Raw genomic sequence first — 21,704 nt, 5'->3', positions numbered from 1 at the left:
TGGTACAGTTGATGCAGGATTAGGATTTACGATTGATGCAAAAGTAACTGTTAACGGTTCCCCACAATACAAAGTGCACAATAGTAAAGGAAAAACATACTATATCACAGCAAGCAAAGCCTATGTATATGTGAAGTAAAAAGATGGGTCTCCGATTTAGGGGACCCATCTTTTTTATTTGCTCTCAATTAATGGAGCACTTATTTTTGGTAATCCAGTTTTATCTTTTCCGTCATACACACCGTATACAGTTACTGTTGTGCCTTTGGTTATTTTTAGACCGTTCTTTAAAACGATTTCGTTTTCCTTTGATTGTACCCCACTTTGAGTGATTTGAATGCTGTACATTCCTTTTCCGTTATTTTCATCTGTTGTTAATACAAAAGAAGGTAATGTTGAAGCTTTAGTTAATAGATCGACAGTTCCAGTGGCTTTAATTCGTTGACCTTTTTCGTATTCATCCCCATTCGCTTTTGCAAAGTTCACTTCTTCTGCCTCTAATTTTATTTTTTTATTTAATTCATCTTGAGAAGTTAACGCCTTATCACTTTGTGTTTGTTTTGTTTCTTCTTTTGGTTTAGACTCTGTTTTTTGGGGTGAATCACATGCTACAAGAGAAAAGACTAAACTACACAAAATAAAAGCGAATATTTTTTTATACATTGTTATTCCTCCTCTATATCCTCAATCCAAATGTCTTCCATATATAAATTTAAATATTTTGCAATTTTATATGCTGTGGGGAAAGTAGGTAAACTTGTGTTGTTCACTAGGGCACTCATTGTAGTTTGGCTAATTCCAATGAGCTCCGCAAATTCTTTTTGGCGTATCTCCCTTTCGGCAAATATTACACGTAACTTGCATTTAAACTTCATACACTTCCCTCCTTAATTATATATACTTCGATTACAAAAATGCGTCCTCCTTTATATTTTTTATTTTATTTTTTGAAAAGTTTAAGCGGACAGACAATTTCCGAATTTCTAAGTCATATACCTATATCAAGACCACGAGGAAGCCTACGTGGAATCAAGGACATCAAGAAGGGAGAGAGGTATATGCGTTGGCAGTATAATCATTTAAACACAACTCCATATCTACATCCTTCAAAAGAATTGCGTCAAATGTACAACGAATCTAGGTCAAGAGCAGAGACGGAATCCATTCTCAACCATATGAAAAAGCACAATGTATTCAATGATAAGGACTACAAAGGATACTTTAGTCTTTCGCAAGTTGTTGAAGAAGATTTATATGGAGAGGAAGAAGATATTCTTAATTGGGAATTTTTAATGGATTGCTACGATGTTGTTCTTACAAGATCGGGGATTAAATTTCGTGAGAAGGAAGAGGAGGAATAAAGATGACACTTGCAGGGGAAGCAATGATTATTTGGACGGCAACAGGCTTGTCTGTAATTGGAATGAAAGTAGTTGAAAAAATGGGAAAGAGTATTCCACATTGGCTTCCAAATGTCACCTTGTACACAACGCTCACAGGCTCGTTCGTATACCTTCTACGTTATGTTCTCGTTTTGTTTCTATGAAGGAAGAACACCTGGAATTACAGGACAATTGGTTATATAAGAAAAATAACTTGTTCGAAAGTATTCTAGTAAAGAGCAACTATATCCTATAAGGATATATAAGGAGTGTTTATCTATGCTTGAGTTGTTGTTAATACCTGTAGTTTCGCTGGGATATGCTTTGGTAAGTGATAACTTAAAAAGTAAAGAGGATGATAGAAAGAAGATACAGGTGTTCTTTGAAGTAAGTGGAATTGCAATTAAAAAAGATGAAAAGTTACATTATCCAGTCTTTGTTGAACGAAAAGAAGATGATCGTAGTACAACATATGTGTATCGGTTACCTGTAGGGATGCCATCAAAAGTAATTCAAAAGGTGGAGGACTTAGTAAGTGAAGGATTAAATAAGCCTGTACGAATTCAATACGACAACTATAGGTTAAATATCCGCGTTTTTCGAAAAGAAATACCAAAGAAATGGGATTGGTCTACGGATCTTATAAAACATGGGGAATGGTGTGTACCAATTGGACAAAGCCAAGAAGAAATTTTATATCACGACTTTGATAAAACACCGCATATGACACTTGGGGGACTTACAAGAATGGGGAAGACTGTCTTTTTGAAAAACATACTCACATCACTTATATTGGCAAAACCAAACGATGTGCATTTCTTTATTATCGATTTGAAAGGAGGGTTAGAGTTTGGACCTTACAGTTATTTAAAACAGATACACAGTGTAGCAGAAGCACCTTTTGAAGCATTTAACGTACTAAATTGCATTCTAGAAAAAATGGAAGAAAAAATGCTGTACATGAAAGAAAAACATTTTACGAATGTTGTAGAAACAGATATAAAAGAGCGCTATTTCATCATTGTGGATGAAGGGGCAGAATTATGTCCTGATAGAAGTATGGATAAAAAGCAACAAAAATTATTAGGGGCATGTCAACAAATGCTTTCGCATATAGCACGTATAGGCGGTGCACTTGGATTTAGGCTTATATTTTGTACACAATATCCAACAGGTGATACGCTGCCACGACAAGTAAAGCAAAATTCTGATGCGAAATTAGGGTTTCGATTACCAACTTCGATAGCTTCACAAGTCGTGATTGATGAACCAGGGCTGGAATCTATACAAAGCATTCCAGGGCGTGCACTTTTCAAGACAGATAAGTTAACAGAAATTCAAGTTCCTTATATCAGTAATGACATGATGTGGGACCATTTAAAACAGTACGAGGTGAGGAAGAATGAACATACAAACACACATCAAATTGAATCGTCAGATGACGATTCTGACCTCGATTAGAAAATTGAAATTTGCAACACGGAGACATTTAATGGCCATTCATGATATGGGTGGGATACGTAACGCGAATCGAATTTTAAAAGATCTAAGTCCGTATGTGAATCATACCGTATATCAAAAAGAATATGTGTATTATCTAAATAAAAAAGGCCGTGAACTGTTCGACGATACAGAGAAGATTGTACCGAATAATCGATTAGCTCACAGCTTGATGAGGAATGAGGCATGGCTCTATCTGTTTTGTCCAGATGACTGGCAGATAGAAACACCTATACGTTATAAAGTAAATGATCGAAAGAAGACAATTATTCCTGATGTTAAGTTTCGTGATGAGGAAGGTATACTCAACGCTGTAGAAATTGATCGCAAACAAATGATGAATGTAAACAGTGAAAAGATGAGTCGTTACAAGGAATTTACAATGTATTATAAAAAGAAATACAATGGAAGAGTGCCGATTATTCACTTTTTCACCATGACAGAATATAGGCAGAAAAAGTTGGAAAAACTAGCAGCGAAATATGATGTGTTTGTGAAGGCATATGTAATTACTGGTACTTAATGGTATAAAAAAAGAGCTAATCAATTTCGAATGATTAGCTCTTTTTTATGTATTGTATTACGTCCTCTATTTTGTAAATTTTATCGATTCCTTTTCTTGCAGCAATGGCATTTAAAGCGTCAATGATAGCTTCAAGCGAATCAAAACGAACAGCATTAGCTGTGCCATTCACCAAATCACTAATTGTATTGTATCTTACTTGAGATTCTGTAGATAACTTATTTTTTGTGATTCCTAATTCATCTAAAGAATTTCCGAGTGTGAATTTCATTTTATTCTCCTCCGCAACTGATTATCTTGTATTTATTCTACAATATCAATCGAGATTAGTAAAACTTTTTTCGTTCAACTATTGACGTTGAATTATTAAAGGTTTATAATTCAACTTAAATAGTTGAACTAATTAAGTTGAACTGAAAAGGAGGAATAATCATGAATCGTGTAAATGATTATTTTGGTTTAGAAAGTAAATCAGATTGCATTTGGGTTTATGGTTTCTTCAGTATATCTACAGTTTTATTTTTAATCGATATAATTATTGCTTTTATATAAGGAGGGGGAGAAAATGCTTAGCTCAGCGAATTATACACAATATAAAGAATTACAATCATTTCAATCAGTAGAAGAGATGAATGAAGTGATTCGTTATTTTTTATACAAACATACACATGAGTTATCGGAATCAGCAATTAAAGTATTGAAATATTTAGCGAGACATTCCTGTAAAATACCGGGGGTCTCTTTTCTTAAAGTAGCAACCATTGCTGCAGCACTAAATATAAGTGATAGGACAGTTCGTAGGGTACTAAAAGTATTGGAAGGTTTTGAAATAGTGATCAGACATAAAACGATTCGAAGGGAAGGAAAATTACGTGGAGGAAATGGACATAACGTTTATGTCCTTTTAAAAAAATATAGTGTCACACCGAATGTCCTACCGAAAATGTCACAGCGTAAAGAAGCCGAAACCCTTACAGAATCAAAGGTTGTAGACATGAAAACGGAGAAGGAAGCTGAGTTCTCTGAATCACACACTCTAGAAGAATTTAAAAACGAATTAAACGTAAAAGAAAAGTCAACAAGGGATTATGATGAAGTCGAATTAGAAGATTTGGATGAAACTTTTACACCAGATAGTGTACCGCAACAATTCAGAAATGCAGTAGCACCATTTTTTAGATCTGCAGATAAAATATACAAGCTGTACAACAGAGTGCTAATTGCTTACAAACGTTCTAAATTGGACAAACCTATAAATTTTGTAATAGAACATGCGGTACAAGCTTTTAAGGAAACGGTGTTTGCAGAGAAGGCAAGAAGAATCAAGAGTACATTTGAAGGATATTTTTACAGAATTGTTGAGGCGAAATTCATTTTAGAAAGAAGAAAAGAATGTAAGGTTTTATTATATGACTGGTTAACAGAATAGGTAAAAGTAATTGTATGGTCCGAATTTTGTTTGTATACTTTAATCAACCACATAGTATTGCTATAAGTAATTATAACTAGTAAAGATGGTGATGTGATTGAAGTATGCAGTATATGTACGGGTGTCTACAGATAGAGATGAGCAAGTTTCTTCTGTAGAGAATCAAATCGATGTATGTAGGTATTGGTTGGAACAGAACGGGTATGAATGGGATGATAGTTCGATTTATTTTGATGATGGGATTACAGGTACAGTTTTATTAGAACGTCATGCAATGCAATTGATATTAGAAAAGGCAAGAAAGCGTGAATTGCAGATGGTGTTATTTAAATCTATTCATCGTTTAGCTCGTGATTTGAAAGATGCGTTAGAAATTAAAGAAATATTGATTGCAAATGGTATTCGCCTAGTGACTATCGAAGAAGGATACGATAGTCACTATGAAGGGAAAAATGATATGAAATTTGAAATGTTTGCCATGTTCGCTTCACAGTATCCTAAGACATTATCAGTTTCTATTTCTGCAGCGCTATCTGCAAAAGTTAGACGTGGTGAGCATACAGGCGGTCGCCTACCTTATGGTTATAAAGACCAAGACAAAAAATATGTAATAAACGAAGAAGAAGCAGAGATTGTTCGAGAAATGTACGATATGTATTCGAAAGGTATTGGTTACATAGGAATTGCAAAACACCTAAATGCCAGAGGGATCCCATCTAAAACAGGCGGAAAATGGCAAATGTCGTCTGTACAGCGTATTATTAGAAATCCTATTTATAAAGGTGACTATATTTTAAATCAGTATACTACAGTGAAAATCGGTGGTAGAAAAAAACAAATACGGAACCCTGAAGAAAAGTGGACAGTATTTAAAAATCATCATCCAGCAATTATTTCTGAAGAAAAATGGGAAGCGGTAAATAAGCCAAATGAAGAGAAAAAAAGACGACCAGCTTTATGGAATGAGTTTCGTGGAATTATGTTTTGCGCACACTGTGGATCTGCTATGCGTGTAGTTTATAGCGCGAAGAAAAAGAAAGATGGAACTAAAGAAGAATGGAGGTACTTAAAATGTTCTAGATATAAACGATATGGGAGAGATGAGTGTGTATGTCACGCTCCAATTCAATATCATGAATTTCGTGAATTTATACTTGAGAATTTGAAAGAAAAAGAAAAACAGTTAGAAACGGAATTCAATTTAGACGAACAAACTTCGAATAAGGAAAAGCAGAACAAATTGTACAGGGAAATACAAAGAATTAAAGAAAAAAGAAAAAAATTGATTGATTTATATACAGAAGATCTTATTGAAAAAGAAGAGTTTTTAAGTGGTCGTAAAGAATTAGAGAAAATTATAAAAGAAAAAGAAGTTCAATTAATGTCAATGGAAGATAAGACGGAAGTCAAACGAACTCAAGATGAATTCAGAAAAGCTTTTTCTTTGTTAGATGCAGATAAGAACTTGTATGAAGAATTCAAAAGAATTATAAATAGGATTGAGATATTTCAAAATGGAGACATAAAAATTACTTATAGAATAGATATGTGACCTTTACTATCTGTAATTATGCACATCAAATGCAATGCAAAAGCTAGGGGTTAAAGGACGCTCGCAAGCGGTTGTTGAGCTTCTTCGTATGGGAGAACTCGAGTTATAATAGGTGAAGCCGATCTTTTTAAAAGGTCGGCTATTTTTTTCTGTCTTGCAAATTGCGAAAAAAAGGAGCAAAATAAAAAAGGTCCTGGTCTATACAGGTACATATGAAAAAATGTGAACAGAGGTACTTTGTGAAATGAAACCGTAAAGTATATAGAATATATAAATAAAGAAACAGATGATGAATGAGAAAATAGGTGATTATGTTGAATAGAGCGATTGGTGTCATTGATTCAGGAGTTGGCGGATTAACAGTAGCGAAGGAGTTAATTCGTCAGCTGCCAAAAGAGCGTATTATATATTTAGGAGATACAGCGAGATGTCCGTATGGCCCGCGCTCTCGTGAGGAAGTGCGTCAATTTACATGGGAAATGACGGAACATTTGCTAGCGTTAAATATTAAAATGTTAGTGATTGCATGTAATACAGCTACAGCAGTTGTGTTAGAAGAAATGCAAAAACAATTACCGATTCCAGTTGTTGGTGTAATTCATCCAGGATCACGTACAGCTTTAAAAGTGACGAATACGTACCATGTTGGGATTATTGGCACGATTGGAACGGTAAAAAGCGGTGCGTATGAGGAAGCGTTAAAATCTATTAATAATCGGGTAATGGTAGAGAGTTTAGCTTGCCCGCCGTTTGTCGAACTTGTAGAAAGCGGGAATTTTGAAAGTGAAATGGCATATGAGGTTGTTAGAGAAACATTACAACCATTAAAACATACTGAAATTGATACATTAATTTTAGGATGTACACATTATCCCATTTTAGGTCCGGTTATTAAGCGAGTAATGGGTGAGAAAGTACAGTTAATTAGTTCTGGAGACGAAACTGCGCGTGAAGTGAGTACCATTTTATATCATAGTAAGATGTTAAATGAGGGTGAAGAACAAAGTGACCACCTATTTTTAACAACAGGTAAAATAGATTTGTTTAAAGAGATTGCATCTAAATGGTTTGGACAGCCGATTGAGAATGTGAAACATATTGATTTGGAAACAAAATAAGAAATAGATTCGTATAAAAAACTCCTGATTCAGGAGTTTTTTTTATTTGATCGGTAATGATAGGAGAAGTTATGATTGCGTGTTCTAAAAGATAAGAGGCTTGTATACATATAGTAAAAACTTAGATTTTAGGGGGAATTGGTATGCCAAAATCCACTTTCAAATGGCTTGCTTGTGTTACGGTAAGCGCGGCATTGTTATCTGGTTGTGGTTTGCTAAATAAGGAGAATGAAATAGAGCAGATTGATCCGCCCAAGAAAGTTTCCTATACAGAAGGAGGAAAGAAAGAAGTAACAACGAAAGAAAAGCAAGAGCAAACTACACAAAGAGAATTGTACCTTGTTGATAAAAATGGTTATGTCGTACCACAAACGTTAGCGTTGCCTATTCCAAAACAAAATGAAGTTGTGAAACAAACGTTAGAATATCTTGTGAAGGATGGTCCGGTAGAAAATTTATTACCAAATGGATTTCGAGCAGTTTTACCAGCAAACACAACTATGACAGTTGATTTGAAAAAAGATGGGACAGCGGTTATTGATTTTTCAAAGGAAGTGAAAAACTATAAAAAAGAAGAAGAACGTCAAATTGTTGAATCCATTGCATGGACGTTAACACAATTTAAAGATATTAAACAGGTGAAGTTTCAAATGAACGGAGAGAAATTAACGAAGATGCCTGTTGGAGGGACGCCCCTTGGTGAGAGTGTGAGCCGTGCTGACGGTATTAATTTTGATGATGAACAAGTAACAGATGTAACGAATACAAAGCCTGTGACACTTTATTTTATGGCGCAAAATAATAAAAGGCAGTATTATGTACCAGTAACCCGCCGCGTTGCGGAAGGGAAAGAAAATGAAGTGGAAACGATAATAAATGAACTTGTGAAAGGACCATCGCATTCTTCCTTGTTAAATGACTTTAATCCTGGGGTAAAACTTGTTAGTGAACCGAAAATGCAAGATGGAAAGGTGACGTTAAACTTTAACGAAAATATATATGCAAATAAAGATAAAAATATGATTTCGAACTATGTGTTGCAGTCTCTCGTCTTATCTTTAACGGAAAAACAAGGGGTAAAGAATGTATCTGTTGAAGTAAATGGGAAAGCCAATCTTATGAATGAAGAAGGAGAAAAATTAATAAAACCTGTTCAACGACCACAAAACGTGAATACTGGTAGTTTTTAATCATAAATAATTTGATATACTTATGTAAGAAAGGGGAATGTCTTTTTTGAATTCCCCTTCTTCTATTGTGATACATATCCTACATTTAAATTTGGCTATACTAACAAATAGTAGTTATGAGGGGGTTATTTTATGCGAGTAGATGGTAGAGAAGTAAGAGAATTACGCCATGTACATATTCATACAAATTATTTAAAACATCCAGAAGGTTCTGTGCTAATTGAAGTTGGAGATACGAAGGTGATTTGTTCGGCAACGGTTGAAGAGCGAGTACCTCCATTTATGCGCGGTGAAGGAAAAGGCTGGGTAACAGCGGAATATGCGATGATTCCACGTGCAACGGAACAGCGTACGATTCGTGAGTCTAGTAAAGGGAAAGTAACAGGCCGTACAATGGAAATTCAACGTCTTATTGGACGCGCGCTGCGAGCGGTTGTTGATTTAGAAGCGCTTGGAGAAAGAACAGTATGGATTGATTGTGATGTGATTCAAGCAGATGGTGGAACGCGAACAGCATCTATTACGGGCGCATATGTCGCAATGGTATTGGCATTTGAAAAGTTATTACAAGCAGAAAAAGTGACGAAAATTCCAGTGAAAGATTATTTAGCCGCGACATCAGTTGGAATTCTTGAAGAACAAGGTGTTGTTCTAGATTTGAATTACGCAGAAGATTCGAAAGCAGATGTTGATATGAATGTGATTATGACAGGAAAAGGACACTTTGTTGAAGTGCAAGGGACTGGCGAAGAAGCGACATTTAGCCGCGCTCAATTAAATGAATTACTTGATGCGGCGGAACATGGAATTTTACAGCTTATTGAGAAACAAAAAGAAGCATTAGGTGATATCGTATCTCATATTGAATAGGGGTGGAAGTATGAAACAAGTTGTAATTGCAACGAAAAATATGGGGAAAGTGAGAGAATTTGCTGAACTATTTGGGAGATTTGATTTAGAAGTAAAATCTCTTCATGATTTCCCTCATATTGAAGAAGTAGAGGAAACGGGTGAAACGTTTGAAGAAAATGCAATTTTAAAAGCGGATAGCCTTTGCAAACAATTAAACTCAATTGTCATTGCAGATGATTCCGGTTTAATTGTCGATGCTTTACATGGAAAACCTGGAGTGCGCTCTGCACGCTATGCAGGTGAACCAAAAGATGATCAAGCGAATATTGATAAAGTATTAAGTGAATTAGAAGGCGTTTCGCTTGAAAAGCGCACAGCGCGTTTTTACTGTGCATTAGCGGTTGCTTTCCCTAAAGACGATAAAGAACCGGTCATTGTAAATGGAACATGCGAAGGGAAAATTTTAGAACAGCGCCGTGGTCACAATGGTTTCGGATACGATCCAATTTTCTATGTAGAGGAATATAAAAAGGCGATGGCTGAGCTCACTTCAGATGAGAAAAACACCATTAGTCATCGCGGACGTGCACTTCGCAAGTTAGAAGAAAAAATCCCGGAATGGTTTTTAGAGGAATAAGGGAGAGAGACTGATGAAGGCTTTAATTGTAAGTGATAGTCATGGTTCAGTAAAAGAGTTGCAGCAACTAAAAGAAATGTACGAAGGAAAAGTTGATGTGATGATTCATTGCGGTGACTCTGAATTAACTTCAGAGCATCGAGATGTTCAAGGGTTTAAAATTGTAAAAGGAAATTGCGATTTTTATAATGATTTTGAGAATGAGATTGTTATGGATGTGAAAGGCGTTCGCTTTTTAATTGTGCATGGTCATCGTCATAATGTGAAAATGACATTACAAACATTGGCGTACTATGCAGAAGAAGTAGCAGCTAACGTTGTTTGCTTTGGACATTCGCACGTTTTAGGGGCAGAAATTTATAAAGATATGTTATTTATTAATCCGGGAAGTATTTTATTGCCGCGGACTCGTAAAGAAAAAACATTTGCGCTGTTACAAATGAATGAACACGAGATAGAAGTTCAGTTTAAAACTTTAGAAGGACAAGTTGTTGAACAAGTAACTTTTCAAAGAGGATAAGAAATTTTTATCCTCTTTGAAAAAAGTGTTGACTTTATCTTTACGTGCAAATATAATAAACATTGTCGATAAGACGTCAGCAAATAAAAAATAAAATATGCGGGTGTAGTTTAGTGGTAAAACAAGAGCCTTCCAAGCTCTGGTCGAGAGTTCGATTCTCTTCACCCGCTCCATGTCCCAGTAGCTCAGCTGGATAGAGCAACGGCCTTCTAAGCCGTCGGTCGGGAGTTCGAATCTCTCCTGGGACGCTATAAAAAAACCTTGTTATCATTGATAACAAGGTTTTTTGTTTAATAGGTCAATTGTTGATAAATTTTTCAAAGACAAAGCCATAGTCTTTTATGTTGTATTGTTTTTTTGTATCGACAAGCCAATTGAATGCAATTTGATTCATTTCTTTAAATTGTTCTGCTAAATTTAATTGTGCGTTTGTAATACGACTAAATGTATGAGAAGCCATATCTAAACTTTTATGAGCGTATTGTAACGTAACGTCATTATCATATAAGATTTCTTCAATTTTAAGCAATGCTTTATATAAATCTTTTAATTCCTCAATATGTTTTTTATGAACATCAATGGAGTAATACTCATCTCCCATATGAAATTTAATTTCTACATCTAAATCGATTGTACCAGCAGTTTCAAGCATTACGTTTTTAATTGGATATTTGCTGTAACTAAATCGTTTTAACGTACGCTTTTTACTTGTAGCACTGGTCCCATCTAAATGAATTAATCCTTTGTTTGTAAAGCAATATTCATCTGATTTTGATTTGATAAGAAAATAAATTTTTTCTCCATCCTCATGCATTACATAATCATCAGCATCGACTTTATCATAATCTTTCGGTGTGATTACAGAACCTACATCACTTAAGCCGAGAACATCAGAAGCTACCTTTTTAAACATATATCCCATCCTCTTTTTTGTATTTTGAATTGTACAAAAATAGTTTATCACGTTTTAGGAGGAGTGGATATGTTTTATAGAGTAGATAGCTTTATGTTTTGAAATCTTACAATTCTGTAAGGTAAGTGTAAGGAAGTTCGATGGTAAAAAATTGTCAGTTTTTTATAATAAAGGTAACAAAGATGAATCGAGGAGGAAAAAAACATGAAAGGATTAATCGTAACGACTCTAACAGTAGCTTTTGGATTTGTAGCATATGAAAAGTTAATGAGTGTCATTGAGGTTATGAAGCATTTAGTAGCGTAGAAGAAAGAGATTTATATGAGAAGGGGAATGGGTAGATGAATGGAATGGTTATTTGGAATGATAGGTATTGGTAGTGTTATATTATTGTTATTTATCCCAGTCGGTATATTAAGTTCGACCATAAGTTTATTTTTTCTATGCTTGCTTGCTTTCATTATGCTTATTATTATGTTTTTCGTGAAGCAAAGTAAACCAATCTTCTTTTTTTGCATCATTGTGATTGCAGTTATTGCTCTTCAGGTCATTCTTCTTTTTATCTATCCTACAATTACTAGTGCTTTCCAGTAATTTGAAATCCTCTATGATAATTATTGAGGATGTTTGCCGCATGAAAAAATCAGAGTTTCTTTTGTTTATTTAGTAGATTTAAATGAAAAAAAGAATATTTTTATATTTCGAACAAAGGGGTTTCGAATGTTGTGTTCTGATTCTTCATTTGATATATTTACTTTGAAGAGACTAAAAATCTAAAAAAAGAGGCGAACGTATGGATAAAAAAGAAAATACGGTCGTATTGTTTCCGCAGTTGTCAGAGCGCTATATTGACCAAGGATTTTTGGCGCTAAAAGAAAGGGAATTTGAAGAGGCATTACGCTGTTTTGAAATATTACGTCAGTATAATGCAGAAACAGAACAAACAGAATTGGCCTCGATAATTTGTTTGCTTGAATTAAAGCGAATTGAAGAATCTAAAAAACAATGTGAGAAGTTGCTTGAAACAGGAACAGTTCTGTTTGGGGATATCCTTGAAACATATGTAACGATTTTAGTGCAAACAAATGATTATGAAGGTGTCATCCAAACGATTGAAGAAGTGTTGCAGAAGAAAGAATTACTTCCGGAACAAAAAGAGAAATTAGCGCAGCTTGCTTTATTTGCACAAGGTATGCTTGGTGGGGAAGAAATGCCTCCGATAGATTCTAATTTTGAATTGAACGAATTTGCAAATGAACTATTTTCAGATAGCTTCGGGCAGCAGTTGCGAGCGATTAATGGTCTTTTATTAAAGGATCTTGATAAGGCGCTACCTGCTTTACAAAAGTTTCTTTTGGATGAAAAGCAGCATCCTTATTTGAAAACTTCTATTTTATATAAGATGGTAGAAAATAAAATGGAAAAAGAGGTAGCAGTAGAGAAATTCGGTGAAACAATTACAGTTATTCCGGCGCAGGTAGGTCATGATGAGGAGCAATCTGAAAAGATTATACATATATTATCGAATCGATTAGAAAATGAGTATCCTGATATATTTAAGACAATTATTACATATTGGAGAGAGATGCAAACGAGTATTTTTCCTTTCCCTCTATTAATGAATAACCCAAAAGTTTGGGCTGCTGTTTTAGAGAGAATAGGAAGAAAGCGTTTCGGGTTAATCGTCGATGAAGAGGAACTTATGAAAGTGTATCATATTCATTTAGAGGAATTTCATATTGCCTATCAATGGTTTTTACGTGTTGAGAAGGAAGGGTATTTCCCTGTATAATTATGAAAAAGAATTGTTCAGTTATTGAAACGAGAATATTCTATGTTATAATGTAAGGGTTGCAAAAGGCGGAAGTCTGCCTGTTTGTAAGAGGAGAGAAGGATATTTCTCTTACTTAATATGTTTCATATTATTCTCGAACAAAATATACCTTAGTTGTTTTTTATAAGCAGCGAATAGATTAGAACGGTGTATCTGAAAGCTTTTGCTAGAAGATAAGAACGCCCGCACTCATCGGGTGTAGCGTTCTCGTTGTTTCTAAGAAAGGAATAATGGAATTTTAATCTATAGAGGTATGTGCATACATTATTATAGTTGGAGGGAAAGAATAAATGGCTGCAAAATGGGAAAAATTAGAAGGTAACGTTGGCGTATTAACAATCGAAGTTGATGCTAAAGAAGTTAACAACTCTCTTGACGCTGCGTTCAAAAAAGTAGTAAAAACAATTAACGTACCAGGTTTCCGTAAAGGTAAAATGCCTCGTCCGTTATTCGAACAACGCTTTGGTGTAGAATCTTTATACCAAGATGCATTAGACATCATCTTACCAAAAGCATACAGTGAAGCGATCGATGAAACTGGTATCTTCCCAGTTGCTCATCCTGAGATTGACATCGAGAAGTTCGAAAAAAATACAAACCTTGTTTTCACTGCGAAAGTTACTGTAAAACCTGAAGTGAAATTAGGCGAGTATAAAGGCTTAGCAGTAGAAAAAATCGACACAACTGTAACTGACGAAGATGTAGAGAACGAATTAAAAGCTTTACAAGAGCGTCAAGCTGAACTAGTTGTGAAAGAAGATGGAACTGTTGAAAATGGTGATACAGCTGTAATCGACTTCGAAGGTTTCGTGAATGGCGAAGCATTCGAAGGTGGAAAAGGTGAAAATTACTCTCTAGCAATCGGTTCTGGTACATTCATCCCAGGCTTTGAAGAGCAATTAATTGGTCTTAAAGCTGGTGAGTCTAAAGATGTTGAAGTAACATTCCCAGAAGAGTACCATGCAGAAGAACTTGCTGGAAAACCAGCAACGTTTAAAGTAACAGTTCATGAAATCAAAGGAAAAGAACTTCCTGAGTTAAACGACGAGTTCGCTAAAGATGTGAACGAAGAAGTTGCAACTCTTGATGAGTTAAAAGCAAAACTTCGCACAGACTTAGAAGAAGGTAAAAAGCATGAAGCTGAACACAAAGTTCGTGACGAAGTAGTAGAAAAAGCTGCTGCTAACGCTGAAATCGACATTCCAGAAGCTATGATCGAAACAGAATTAGATCGCATGGTTAGCGAATTTGAACAACGCTTAAGCCAACAAGGTATGAACCTTGAGCTTTACTACCAATTCACAGGTACTGATGCTGACAAGCTAAAAGAACAAATGAAAGAAGATGCGCAAAAACGCGTAAGAATCAACCTTGTTCTTGAAGCAATCATTAAAGCTGAAAACATCGAAGTTGCTGAAGAAGAAGTAAATGCAGAAATTGAAAAAATGGCTGAAATGTACAATATGCCAGTAGATGCTATTAAGCAAGCTCTTGGAAACACAGAAGCTCTAGCTGAAGATCTTAAAGTTCGTAAAGCTGTAGACTTCTTAGTAGACAATAGCAAAGCTGCATAATAAAATAACAAGGCGCGATTTTAATCGTGCCTTGTTTTATAAATATGAATATATTTGTAAAACTTTTTGATGAGGAAGGAAAAGAACCTTTAAAAGTCGAATATACATATTTCAAAAGTTTTAAAAACTTTTTATTTGTACATAACTAATCATATTATTTGTATTTCTCGCCACGTAGTGACATAATATGTATTTACATACGATACATTTATCGTGTACATACGAAGGCAAGATATTAGCACTTTGTAAGGGGTGTGAAAATATGTTTAAATTTAACGATGAGAAAGGGCAATTGAAATGTTCTTTCTGTGGCAAAACACAAACGCAAGTTCGAAAGCTTGTTGCAGGACCAGGTGTCTATATTTGTGATGAGTGTATTGAGCTTTGTACGGAAATTGTACAAGAGGAGCTTGCGAAAGACGAAGAAGTAGAATTCAAAGATGTACCGAAACCGATAGAGATTCGCGAAATTTTGGATGAGTATGTCATCGGGCAAGATAATGCGAAGAAAGCACTAGCGGTAGCGGTATATAATCATTACAAACGCATTAATTCTAACAGCAAAATTGATGATGTAGAATTGGCGAAGAGTAATATCGCACTTATTGGGCCGACAGGTAGCGGTAAAACGTTATTAGCTCAAACATTGGCGCGTATTTTAAATGTTCCGTTTGCGATTGCAGATGCAACATCTTTAACAGAGGCTGGATATGTAGGGGAAGATGTAGAAAATATCTTGCTTAAACTTATTCAAGCTGCTGATTATGATGTTGAGAAAGCAGAAAAAGGAATTATTTACATTGATGAGATTGATAAAGTGGCACGTAAGTCAGAAAATCCATCCATTACGCGTGATGTATCTGGTGAGGGTGTGCAACAGGCACTTCTGAAAATTTTAGAAGGTACTGTAGCGAGCGTTCCGCCTCAAGGTGGTCGTAAACATCCACATCAAGAATTTATTCAAATTGATACAACGAATATTCTATTTATTTGCGGTGGTGCGTTTGACGGCATTGAGCCAATTATTAAACGTCGCCTTGGTGAAAAAGTAATTGGATTTGGTTCTGAGAAGAAAAATGCGGAAGTAAATGAAAAGCATGTTTTATCTCACGTATTGCCAGAAGACCTGTTACGATTTGGTTTAATTCCAGAATTTATCGGTCGTCTACCAGTTATTGCAAACCTAGAGCCGCTTGATGAAGATGCTCTTGTTGATATTTTAACAAAACCGAAAAATGCACTTGTAAAGCAGTTCCAAAAATTACTGGAGCTTGATGACGTTGAATTAGAGTTTGAAGAAGGGGCACTAATTGAGATTGCGAAAAAAGCAATTGAACGTAAGACAGGTGCTCGTGGACTTCGCTCTATTATTGAAGGTTTAATGCTTGAAGTCATGTTTGAGCTTCCATCTCGTAAAGATATCGAGAAGTGTATTTTAACAAGAGAGACAGTAGCAAATAATGCACCACCAAAATTGGTGTTACAAGATGGTACTGTACTCGATACAAAAACATCTGCATAATGTTCAAAGGGAGAAACAGCAATTTTTGTAATTGCTGTTTCTTCTTATGTTTAGCACGATTCCTCTCCGGAAATACTAAATGGTAAAACCGTAGCGGGAGGAAATGAATCATGAGCTGGACAAACATATTCTTACTCGTTCAACTTGTTTTTGGTGTTATTGTCGGTTTATATTTCTGGCATTTGCTCCGAAATCAGCGAACGCAAAAAGTTTCCATTGATCGAGAATCGAAAAAAGAATTAGAACAACTTCGTAACATGCGTGAGATTTCTTTAACAGAACCACTTGCGGAAAAAGTACGTCCCACATCTTTTTCAGATATCGTTGGACAAGAAGATGGGATTCGATCATTAAAGGCGGCACTTTGTGGACCGAATCCGCAACATGTCATTATATATGGCCCTCCTGGAGTAGGGAAAACAGCGGCGGCGCGTCTTGTGTTAGAAGAAGCAAAGAAAAATCAAAAATCTCCATTTCGTAAGAGTGCAGTATTTATTGAACTGGATGCGACAACTGCACGCTTTGATGAGCGCGGCATTGCTGATCCTTTAATCGGTTCCGTACATGATCCGATTTATCAAGGGGCAGGAGCGATGGGACAAGCAGGAATTCCGCAACCTAAAAAAGGGGCTGTTACAGATGCACATGGCGGTATTTTATTTATTGATGAAATTGGAGAACTTCATCCTATTCAAATGAATAAAATGTTGAAGGTGTTAGAAGATCGAAAAGTATTTTTAGAAAGTGCATATTACAGTGAAGAAAATACGCTGATTCCGACGTACATACATGATATTTTTCAAAAAGGGTTACCAGCTGATTTTCGTCTCGTTGGGGCAACAACGCGCTCGCCAGAAGAAATTCCCCCTGCGATTCGTTCTCGTTGTTTAGAGGTGTTCTTCCGTGAATTGGATACGGAAGAAGTTCAAAAAGTAGCAAAGAATGCAGCGGAAAAAGTAGAGATGGAAATCGACGAGCAAGGAATTGAAATGATAGGAATGTATGCAAGAAATGGCCGGGAAGCCATTAATCTTGTGCAAATTTCTGCTGGGATGGCAATTAATGAAGAGCGTTCCTTTATTAAGAATGAGGATGTTGAATGGGTGATTCATTCTAGTCAACTTACTCCGAAGTATGAAAGGCGAATATACCCCATTCCGCGAATTGGCTTAGTGAATGGTCTAGCTGTATATGGGCCTAATACAGGAGCATTGTTAGAAGTTGAAGTCACAGCTATTCCTTCTCAGGATAAGGGGACAGTAAATGTGACAGGTATTGTAGAGGAAGAGAGTATCGGGAGTCAAACGAAATCAATTCGTCGTAAAAGTATGGCGAAAGGATCGGTTGATAATGTATTAACTGTACTTCGTTCCTTAGAATTATTGCCAGAAGGATATGATATACATATTAACTTTCCTGGGGGCATTCCAGTTGATGGCCCATCAGCTGGAATTGCAATGGCTACGGGAGTGTATTCCGCTTTACACCGCGTATATATAAGTAACGAAATTGCGATGACAGGGGAGATCAGCATTCACGGAGAAGTGAAACCAGTGGGTGGTGTATATGCAAAAGTGAAAGCGGCAAAAAAGGCAGGGGCAAAAAAAGTGATTATTCCTGCTGAGAATATGCAGCCATTTTTGTATACCATAAAAGGAATTGAAATTATTCCTGTTCGCAGGCTAAAAGAAGTGTTTGAATTGGCATTCGTGCAGGAAAATTCACATCGTGAAATGGATATGCATAACGATTTAGAAGAAGGCGATGTACAATCTATGTAAATAGGGTGAAGCTTTCGGCGGAGCGTTTCATTACATACGAATTAGAGCGTTGTTCTGTAGGAATTTTTATAGAGATAAGAAGCATATTGCGCACAATGGTGAGAGAAATATTTGCCAGACTTCGTTTAAGTTTGTATGCTTAAGCGGAGTCCATTTTTCTTTTATGAGGAGAAAAAGTCGTGAAATTGCGATGATAAAGAATCTCTGTAATTGCATCAGGGTGTATTGTAATATAAAATAGTTGAACAGGAGTTTAATTTATTATGGAGGTGCTATGTCTAGTATGAATACGAACGAAAGAATCTTGCCCCTCCTACCATTAAGAGGCGTTCTCGTATATCCGACGATGGTTCTGCATCTTGATGTAGGACGTGATAAGTCGATACAAGCACTAGAGCAGGCAGCAGTGGATGAAAATATTATCTTTTTAGCAATGCAAAAAGAAATGAATATTGATGATCCGAAAGAAGATGACATATATAGTGTAGGTACAGTGGCGAAGGTAAAGCAGATGTTAAAGCTGCCAAACGGTACGCTTCGTGTCCTGGTAGAAGGTTTACATAGAGCAAAAGTAGTAGAATTTACAGAATTAGAAAACGTAATACAAGTTTCTGTTCAAACGATAGTAGAAGAAGAGGAAGGCGACTTAGAAGAAAAAGCTCTTATGCGCACATTGCTAGAGCATTTCGAACAGTATATTAAAGTTTCCAAAAAGATATCGAACGAAACATTCGCAACGGTAGCCGATGTGGAAGAGCCTGGAAGATTAGCGGATTTAATTGCTTCTCATTTACCAATTAAAACGAAACAAAAGCAAGAAATTTTGGAAATCATATCTGTTAACGAAAGATTACATACTTTAATCTCTATTATTCAAGATGAACAAGAGTTATTAAGTTTAGAAAAGAAAATCGGGCAAAAAGTAAAACGTTCGATGGAACGCACGCAAAAGGAATATTTTCTGCGGGAACAAATGAAGGCTATTCAAACAGAACTTGGTGATAAAGAAGGAAAAGGCGGGGAAGTTGAAGAACTTCGTAAAAAAATTGAAGAGGCAGGAATGCCGGAAGAGACAAAGGAAGCTGTCTTAAAAGAATTAGACCGCTATGAAAAATTACCAGTAAGTTCTGCGGAAAGCGGTGTGATTCGCAATTATATTGACTGGTTATTAGCGCTTCCATGGACAGAGGCAACAGATGATAAAATTGATCTTGCTCATTCTGAAATGATCTTAAATAAAGACCATTATGGGCTTGAAAAAGTAAAAGAGCGTGTCTTGGAATATTTAGCTGTTCAAAAGTTAACAAATTCACTAAAGGGACCAATCTTATGTCTAGTAGGGCCTCCTGGGGTCGGAAAAACATCATTAGCACGTTCGATTGCAACATCGCTAAATCGTAATTTTGTCCGTGTCTCCCTCGGTGGTGTTCGCGATGAATCTGAGATTAGAGGTCATCGTCGTACATATGTTGGTGCAATGCCAGGTCGGATTATACAAGGGATGAAAAAAGCAAAGACAATCAATCCGGTCTTTTTATTAGATGAGATTGATAAAATGTCCAATGATTTCCGTGGAGATCCATCTGCGGCGTTACTTGAAGTGTTAGATCCAGAACAAAATCATAATTTTAGCGATCATTATATTGAAGAACCGTATGATTTATCAAAGGTTATGTTTGTGGCAACTGCGAATACGCTTGCTAGCATTCCTGGACCGCTTCTTGATCGGATGGAAATCATATCAATTGCTGGTTATACAGAAATTGAAAAAGTACATATTGCACGTGAACATTTATTATCGAAGCAATTAAAAGAGCATGGTTTACGAAAAGGGAATTTACAAGTACGTGATGAGGCTCTTCTTGAAATAATTCGTTATTATACACGTGAAGCTGGTGTGCGTACGTTAGAACGTCAAATTGCTAAGATTTGTCGTAAATCAGCGAAAATTATCGTTACAGGGGAACGTAAGCGCGTTGTTGTTACAGAGAAGAATATTGCGGACCTTTTAGGAAAGCGTATATTCCGATACGGTCAGGCTGAAAAGGTAGATCAAGTTGGTATGGCAACAGGATTAGCTTATACATCTGCTGGCGGCGATACACTTGCAATTGAAGTGGCTGTATCTCCTGGAAAAGGGAAATTAATTTTAACAGGGAAGCTTGGAGATGTGATGAAAGAATCTGCGCAAGCAGCTTTTAGTTACATTCGTTCTCGTGCAGAGGAACTTCATATTGACCCGGATTTCCATGAGAAAAATGACATCCATATTCACGTTCCAGAAGGAGCAGTTCCGAAAGATGGTCCATCAGCAGGTATTACGATGGCAACGGCACTTATTTCTGCCCTAACAGGTATTCCTATAAGTAAAGAAGTAGGGATGACGGGTGAGATTACGCTTCGCGGTCGTGTATTACCAATCGGTGGTTTGAAAGAAAAAACATTAAGTGCTCATCGCGCAGGCTTAACAAAAATTATTTTGCCGGCAGAAAACGAAAAAGATTTAGATGATATTCCAGAAAGCGTAAAAGAAAATCTTACGTTTGTGCTTGTGTCTCATTTAGATGAAGTGTTAGAGCATGCCTTAGTAGGAGTGAAACAATGAAAGTAACAAAAGCAGAGATTGTTATTAGTGCTGTTAGACCAGACCAATATCCAGAAAGTGACTTGCCAGAAATTGCTTTAGCAGGTCGTTCGAATGTTGGAAAGTCATCTTTTATTAATACAATCTTAAATCGTAAAAAGTTAGTCCGCATTTCTTCTAAACCTGGAAAAACGCAAACATTAAACTTTTTCATCATTAATGATATGATGCATTTCGTGGACGTTCCGGGCTACGGTTATGCGAAGGTATCGAAATCAGAACGTGCAGCGTGGGGTAAGATGATTGAAACTTACTTTACAACACGTGAACAATTAGATGCGACTGTGCTAGTAATTGATTTACGCCATCCTCCAACAAAGGATGATGTAATGATGTATGATTTCTTAAAGCATTATGAAATTCCAACAATTATTATTGCAACAAAGGCTGATAAAATTCCAAAAGGGAAATGGCAAAAGCATTTGAAAGTTGTAAAGGAAACACTTGATGTAGAAGCCGGTGATGAAGTAGTTCTATTTTCTTCTGAAACAGGGCTTGGAAAAGAAGAAGCGTGGAAAGCGATTCATAAGTTTACAAAAACAAAAAACGCGTGACGAATTCGTCACGCGTTTTTTGTTTGATAATTATATTCGCTTAAAAAGGATGCGGTTGGGAAGGCTATTTTATCCCGCTATTTTAGGGCAGCCTGATTGGTGAGGGCTCATAATCAGTGGGGGATGAAGAAAACCCCGCTGATTAAAGTTTCACTTTATGTAACATTATGGAACAATCA

Annotated in this window: 23 protein-coding genes, 2 tRNA genes and 2 pseudogenes; 23 read left to right on the top strand and 4 right to left on the bottom strand. The window is 36.1% G+C overall.

Annotation, left to right across the window (positions count from 1 at the left end; all coding sequences use genetic code 11):
- Window positions 1–139 (top strand): annotated as a pseudogene (locus tag MR058_RS18050) (N-acetylmuramoyl-L-alanine amidase); the annotation flags it as partial.
- A 35-nt stretch (window positions 140–174) separates the two neighbouring features.
- Here the strand turns inward: MR058_RS18050 and MR058_RS18045 are convergent.
- Together MR058_RS18045 and MR058_RS18040 are read right to left on the bottom strand one after the other, a co-directional pair.
- Window positions 175–663: a hypothetical protein gene (locus tag MR058_RS18045; RefSeq protein ID WP_087095252.1), complete on the bottom strand. Its 489-nt coding sequence runs from the start codon at window positions 661–663 to the stop codon at window positions 175–177.
- 2 nt (window positions 664–665) lie between these two features.
- Window positions 666–875 carry a helix-turn-helix transcriptional regulator gene (locus tag MR058_RS18040; protein WP_087095251.1) on the bottom strand — a complete coding sequence of 70 codons (210 nt, stop codon included), beginning with the start codon at window positions 873–875 and terminating at the stop codon, window positions 666–668.
- A gap of 183 nt (window positions 876–1,058) precedes the next feature.
- Here MR058_RS18040 and MR058_RS18035 point away from each other — a divergent pair, with 183 nt between their 5' ends.
- The 4 genes from MR058_RS18035 (at window position 1,059) to MR058_RS18020 (ending at window position 3,405) form a co-directional block, all read left to right on the top strand.
- A complete protein-coding gene (locus MR058_RS18035; RefSeq protein ID WP_242145280.1) occupies window positions 1,059–1,361 on the top strand; it encodes a hypothetical protein in 303 nt (100 codons plus the stop codon).
- 2 nt (window positions 1,362–1,363) lie between these two features.
- A complete protein-coding gene (locus tag MR058_RS18030) occupies window positions 1,364–1,546 on the top strand; it encodes a hypothetical protein (RefSeq protein WP_242145279.1) in 183 nt (60 codons plus the stop codon).
- Window positions 1,547–1,661: 115 nt separating this feature from the next.
- The gene (locus tag MR058_RS18025) at window positions 1,662–2,843 is read left to right on the top strand and encodes an FtsK/SpoIIIE domain-containing protein (RefSeq protein ID WP_242145278.1); all 1,182 of its coding nucleotides are present in this window, start codon (window positions 1,662–1,664) and stop codon (window positions 2,841–2,843) included.
- Window positions 2,785–3,405 (top strand): replication-relaxation family protein, encoded by a 621-nt coding sequence (locus MR058_RS18020; protein ID WP_242145277.1) that lies wholly within the window; start codon window positions 2,785–2,787, stop codon window positions 3,403–3,405. Before MR058_RS18025 ends, MR058_RS18020 begins: the two co-directional genes overlap by 59 nt.
- A 34-nt stretch (window positions 3,406–3,439) precedes the next feature.
- Here MR058_RS18020 and MR058_RS18015 read toward each other — a convergent pair whose 3' ends face one another.
- Entirely contained in the window at window positions 3,440–3,676 is a 237-nt protein-coding gene (locus MR058_RS18015; protein ID WP_242145276.1) for a helix-turn-helix domain-containing protein, read from the bottom strand.
- A 161-nt stretch (window positions 3,677–3,837) separates the two neighbouring features.
- Here MR058_RS18015 and MR058_RS18010 point away from each other — a divergent pair, with 161 nt between their 5' ends.
- From MR058_RS18010 to MR058_RS17960, 11 genes and pseudogenes are all read left to right on the top strand, one after another.
- Window positions 3,838–3,957 carry a DUF3961 domain-containing protein gene (locus tag MR058_RS18010; RefSeq protein ID WP_242145275.1) on the top strand — a complete coding sequence of 40 codons (120 nt, stop codon included), beginning with the start codon at window positions 3,838–3,840 and terminating at the stop codon, window positions 3,955–3,957.
- A 13-nt stretch (window positions 3,958–3,970) separates the two neighbouring features.
- Window positions 3,971–4,834 carry a helix-turn-helix domain-containing protein gene (locus MR058_RS18005; RefSeq protein WP_242145274.1) on the top strand — a complete coding sequence of 288 codons (864 nt, stop codon included), beginning with the start codon at window positions 3,971–3,973 and terminating at the stop codon, window positions 4,832–4,834.
- A 97-nt stretch (window positions 4,835–4,931) separates the two neighbouring features.
- Window positions 4,932–6,386, top strand: coding sequence for a recombinase family protein (locus MR058_RS18000; RefSeq protein ID WP_242145273.1), 1,455 nt, complete (start codon window positions 4,932–4,934; stop codon window positions 6,384–6,386).
- Window positions 6,387–6,411: 25 nt separating this feature from the next.
- Window positions 6,412–6,495, top strand: a pseudogene (gene gerE / locus MR058_RS17995) (spore germination transcription factor GerE); the annotation flags it as partial.
- Between the two features lie 202 nt (window positions 6,496–6,697).
- Window positions 6,698–7,504: a glutamate racemase gene (racE, locus tag MR058_RS17990; RefSeq protein WP_277926615.1), complete on the top strand. Its 807-nt coding sequence runs from the start codon at window positions 6,698–6,700 to the stop codon at window positions 7,502–7,504.
- 143 nt (window positions 7,505–7,647) lie between these two features.
- The gene (locus tag MR058_RS17985) at window positions 7,648–8,694 is read left to right on the top strand and encodes a GerMN domain-containing protein (RefSeq protein ID WP_242145272.1); all 1,047 of its coding nucleotides are present in this window, start codon (window positions 7,648–7,650) and stop codon (window positions 8,692–8,694) included.
- A 132-nt stretch (window positions 8,695–8,826) separates the two neighbouring features.
- Window positions 8,827–9,564: a ribonuclease PH gene (rph, locus tag MR058_RS17980; RefSeq protein WP_242145271.1), complete on the top strand. Its 738-nt coding sequence runs from the start codon at window positions 8,827–8,829 to the stop codon at window positions 9,562–9,564.
- Window positions 9,565–9,574: 10 nt separating this feature from the next.
- Window positions 9,575–10,183, top strand: a complete 609-nt coding sequence (locus tag MR058_RS17975; protein WP_242145270.1) for an XTP/dITP diphosphatase — start codon at window positions 9,575–9,577, stop codon at window positions 10,181–10,183.
- A 13-nt stretch (window positions 10,184–10,196) separates the two neighbouring features.
- Window positions 10,197–10,703, top strand: coding sequence for a metallophosphoesterase family protein (locus MR058_RS17970; protein WP_242145269.1), 507 nt, complete (start codon window positions 10,197–10,199; stop codon window positions 10,701–10,703).
- A 99-nt stretch (window positions 10,704–10,802) separates the two neighbouring features.
- A tRNA-Gly gene (locus MR058_RS17965) sits at window positions 10,803–10,876 on the top strand.
- 1 nt (window position 10,877) lies between these two features.
- Window positions 10,878–10,951 (top strand) — tRNA-Arg (locus tag MR058_RS17960).
- A gap of 50 nt (window positions 10,952–11,001) precedes the next feature.
- Here MR058_RS17960 and MR058_RS17955 read toward each other — a convergent pair.
- A complete protein-coding gene (locus tag MR058_RS17955; RefSeq protein ID WP_242145268.1) occupies window positions 11,002–11,616 on the bottom strand; it encodes a PH domain-containing protein in 615 nt (204 codons plus the stop codon).
- Between the two features lie 345 nt (window positions 11,617–11,961).
- On the opposite strand from MR058_RS17955, the gene MR058_RS17950 reads away from it, so the two are divergent.
- From MR058_RS17950 to yihA, 7 genes are all read left to right on the top strand, one after another.
- Complete coding sequence (locus MR058_RS17950) at window positions 11,962–12,210, top strand: hypothetical protein (RefSeq protein WP_242145267.1); 249 nt, start codon at window positions 11,962–11,964, stop codon at window positions 12,208–12,210.
- Window positions 12,211–12,409: 199 nt separating this feature from the next.
- Complete coding sequence (locus MR058_RS17945) at window positions 12,410–13,408, top strand: hypothetical protein (RefSeq protein WP_242145266.1); 999 nt, start codon at window positions 12,410–12,412, stop codon at window positions 13,406–13,408.
- A gap of 332 nt (window positions 13,409–13,740) precedes the next feature.
- Entirely contained in the window at window positions 13,741–15,024 is a 1,284-nt protein-coding gene (gene tig / locus MR058_RS17940) for a trigger factor (RefSeq protein ID WP_242145265.1), read from the top strand.
- Between the two features lie 262 nt (window positions 15,025–15,286).
- Entirely contained in the window at window positions 15,287–16,546 is a 1,260-nt protein-coding gene (clpX, locus tag MR058_RS17935; RefSeq protein ID WP_242145264.1) for an ATP-dependent protease ATP-binding subunit ClpX, read from the top strand.
- Window positions 16,547–16,656: 110 nt separating this feature from the next.
- On the top strand, window positions 16,657–18,327 hold the full coding sequence (gene lonB / locus MR058_RS17930; RefSeq protein WP_242145263.1) for an ATP-dependent protease LonB: 1,671 nt from the start codon (window positions 16,657–16,659) through the stop codon (window positions 18,325–18,327).
- 274 nt (window positions 18,328–18,601) lie between these two features.
- Window positions 18,602–20,932, top strand: coding sequence for an endopeptidase La (gene lon / locus MR058_RS17925; protein ID WP_242145262.1), 2,331 nt, complete (start codon window positions 18,602–18,604; stop codon window positions 20,930–20,932).
- A complete protein-coding gene (gene yihA, locus MR058_RS17920) occupies window positions 20,929–21,525 on the top strand; it encodes a ribosome biogenesis GTP-binding protein YihA/YsxC (protein ID WP_242145261.1) in 597 nt (198 codons plus the stop codon). Before lon ends, yihA begins: the two co-directional genes overlap by 4 nt.
- Window positions 21,526–21,704 lie beyond the last annotated feature (179 nt).

Source organism: Bacillus cereus group sp. BfR-BA-01430, assembly GCF_022663115.1.
In the GTDB taxonomy this organism is placed as follows: Bacteria; Bacillota; Bacilli; order Bacillales; family Bacillaceae_G; genus Bacillus_A; species Bacillus_A cereus_BD.
Note: the sequence above shows the minus strand (reverse complement) of the source record. Positions and strands in the feature narration are given on the sequence as shown.

Coding starts and splice junctions, on each gene's coding strand:
- MR058_RS18045 (WP_087095252.1), bottom strand. CDS start 663: ATGTATAAAAAAATATTCGCTTTTATTTTGTGTAGTTTAGTCTTTTCT.
- MR058_RS18040 (WP_087095251.1), bottom strand. CDS start 875: ATGAAGTTTAAATGCAAGTTACGTGTAATATTTGCCGAAAGGGAGATA.
- MR058_RS18035 (WP_242145280.1), top strand. CDS start 1,059: ATGCGTTGGCAGTATAATCATTTAAACACAACTCCATATCTACATCCT.
- MR058_RS18030 (WP_242145279.1), top strand. CDS start 1,364: ATGACACTTGCAGGGGAAGCAATGATTATTTGGACGGCAACAGGCTTG.
- MR058_RS18025 (WP_242145278.1), top strand. CDS start 1,662: ATGCTTGAGTTGTTGTTAATACCTGTAGTTTCGCTGGGATATGCTTTG.
- MR058_RS18020 (WP_242145277.1), top strand. CDS start 2,785: ATGAACATACAAACACACATCAAATTGAATCGTCAGATGACGATTCTG.
- MR058_RS18015 (WP_242145276.1), bottom strand. CDS start 3,676: ATGAAATTCACACTCGGAAATTCTTTAGATGAATTAGGAATCACAAAA.
- MR058_RS18010 (WP_242145275.1), top strand. CDS start 3,838: ATGAATCGTGTAAATGATTATTTTGGTTTAGAAAGTAAATCAGATTGC.
- MR058_RS18005 (WP_242145274.1), top strand. CDS start 3,971: ATGCTTAGCTCAGCGAATTATACACAATATAAAGAATTACAATCATTT.
- racE (WP_277926615.1), top strand. CDS start 6,698: ATGTTGAATAGAGCGATTGGTGTCATTGATTCAGGAGTTGGCGGATTA.
- MR058_RS17985 (WP_242145272.1), top strand. CDS start 7,648: ATGCCAAAATCCACTTTCAAATGGCTTGCTTGTGTTACGGTAAGCGCG.
- rph (WP_242145271.1), top strand. CDS start 8,827: ATGCGAGTAGATGGTAGAGAAGTAAGAGAATTACGCCATGTACATATT.
- MR058_RS17975 (WP_242145270.1), top strand. CDS start 9,575: ATGAAACAAGTTGTAATTGCAACGAAAAATATGGGGAAAGTGAGAGAA.
- MR058_RS17970 (WP_242145269.1), top strand. CDS start 10,197: ATGAAGGCTTTAATTGTAAGTGATAGTCATGGTTCAGTAAAAGAGTTG.
- MR058_RS17955 (WP_242145268.1), bottom strand. CDS start 11,616: ATGTTTAAAAAGGTAGCTTCTGATGTTCTCGGCTTAAGTGATGTAGGT.
- MR058_RS17950 (WP_242145267.1), top strand. CDS start 11,962: ATGGAATGGTTATTTGGAATGATAGGTATTGGTAGTGTTATATTATTG.
- MR058_RS17945 (WP_242145266.1), top strand. CDS start 12,410: ATGGATAAAAAAGAAAATACGGTCGTATTGTTTCCGCAGTTGTCAGAG.
- tig (WP_242145265.1), top strand. CDS start 13,741: ATGGCTGCAAAATGGGAAAAATTAGAAGGTAACGTTGGCGTATTAACA.
- clpX (WP_242145264.1), top strand. CDS start 15,287: ATGTTTAAATTTAACGATGAGAAAGGGCAATTGAAATGTTCTTTCTGT.
- lonB (WP_242145263.1), top strand. CDS start 16,657: ATGAGCTGGACAAACATATTCTTACTCGTTCAACTTGTTTTTGGTGTT.
- lon (WP_242145262.1), top strand. CDS start 18,602: ATGTCTAGTATGAATACGAACGAAAGAATCTTGCCCCTCCTACCATTA.
- yihA (WP_242145261.1), top strand. CDS start 20,929: ATGAAAGTAACAAAAGCAGAGATTGTTATTAGTGCTGTTAGACCAGAC.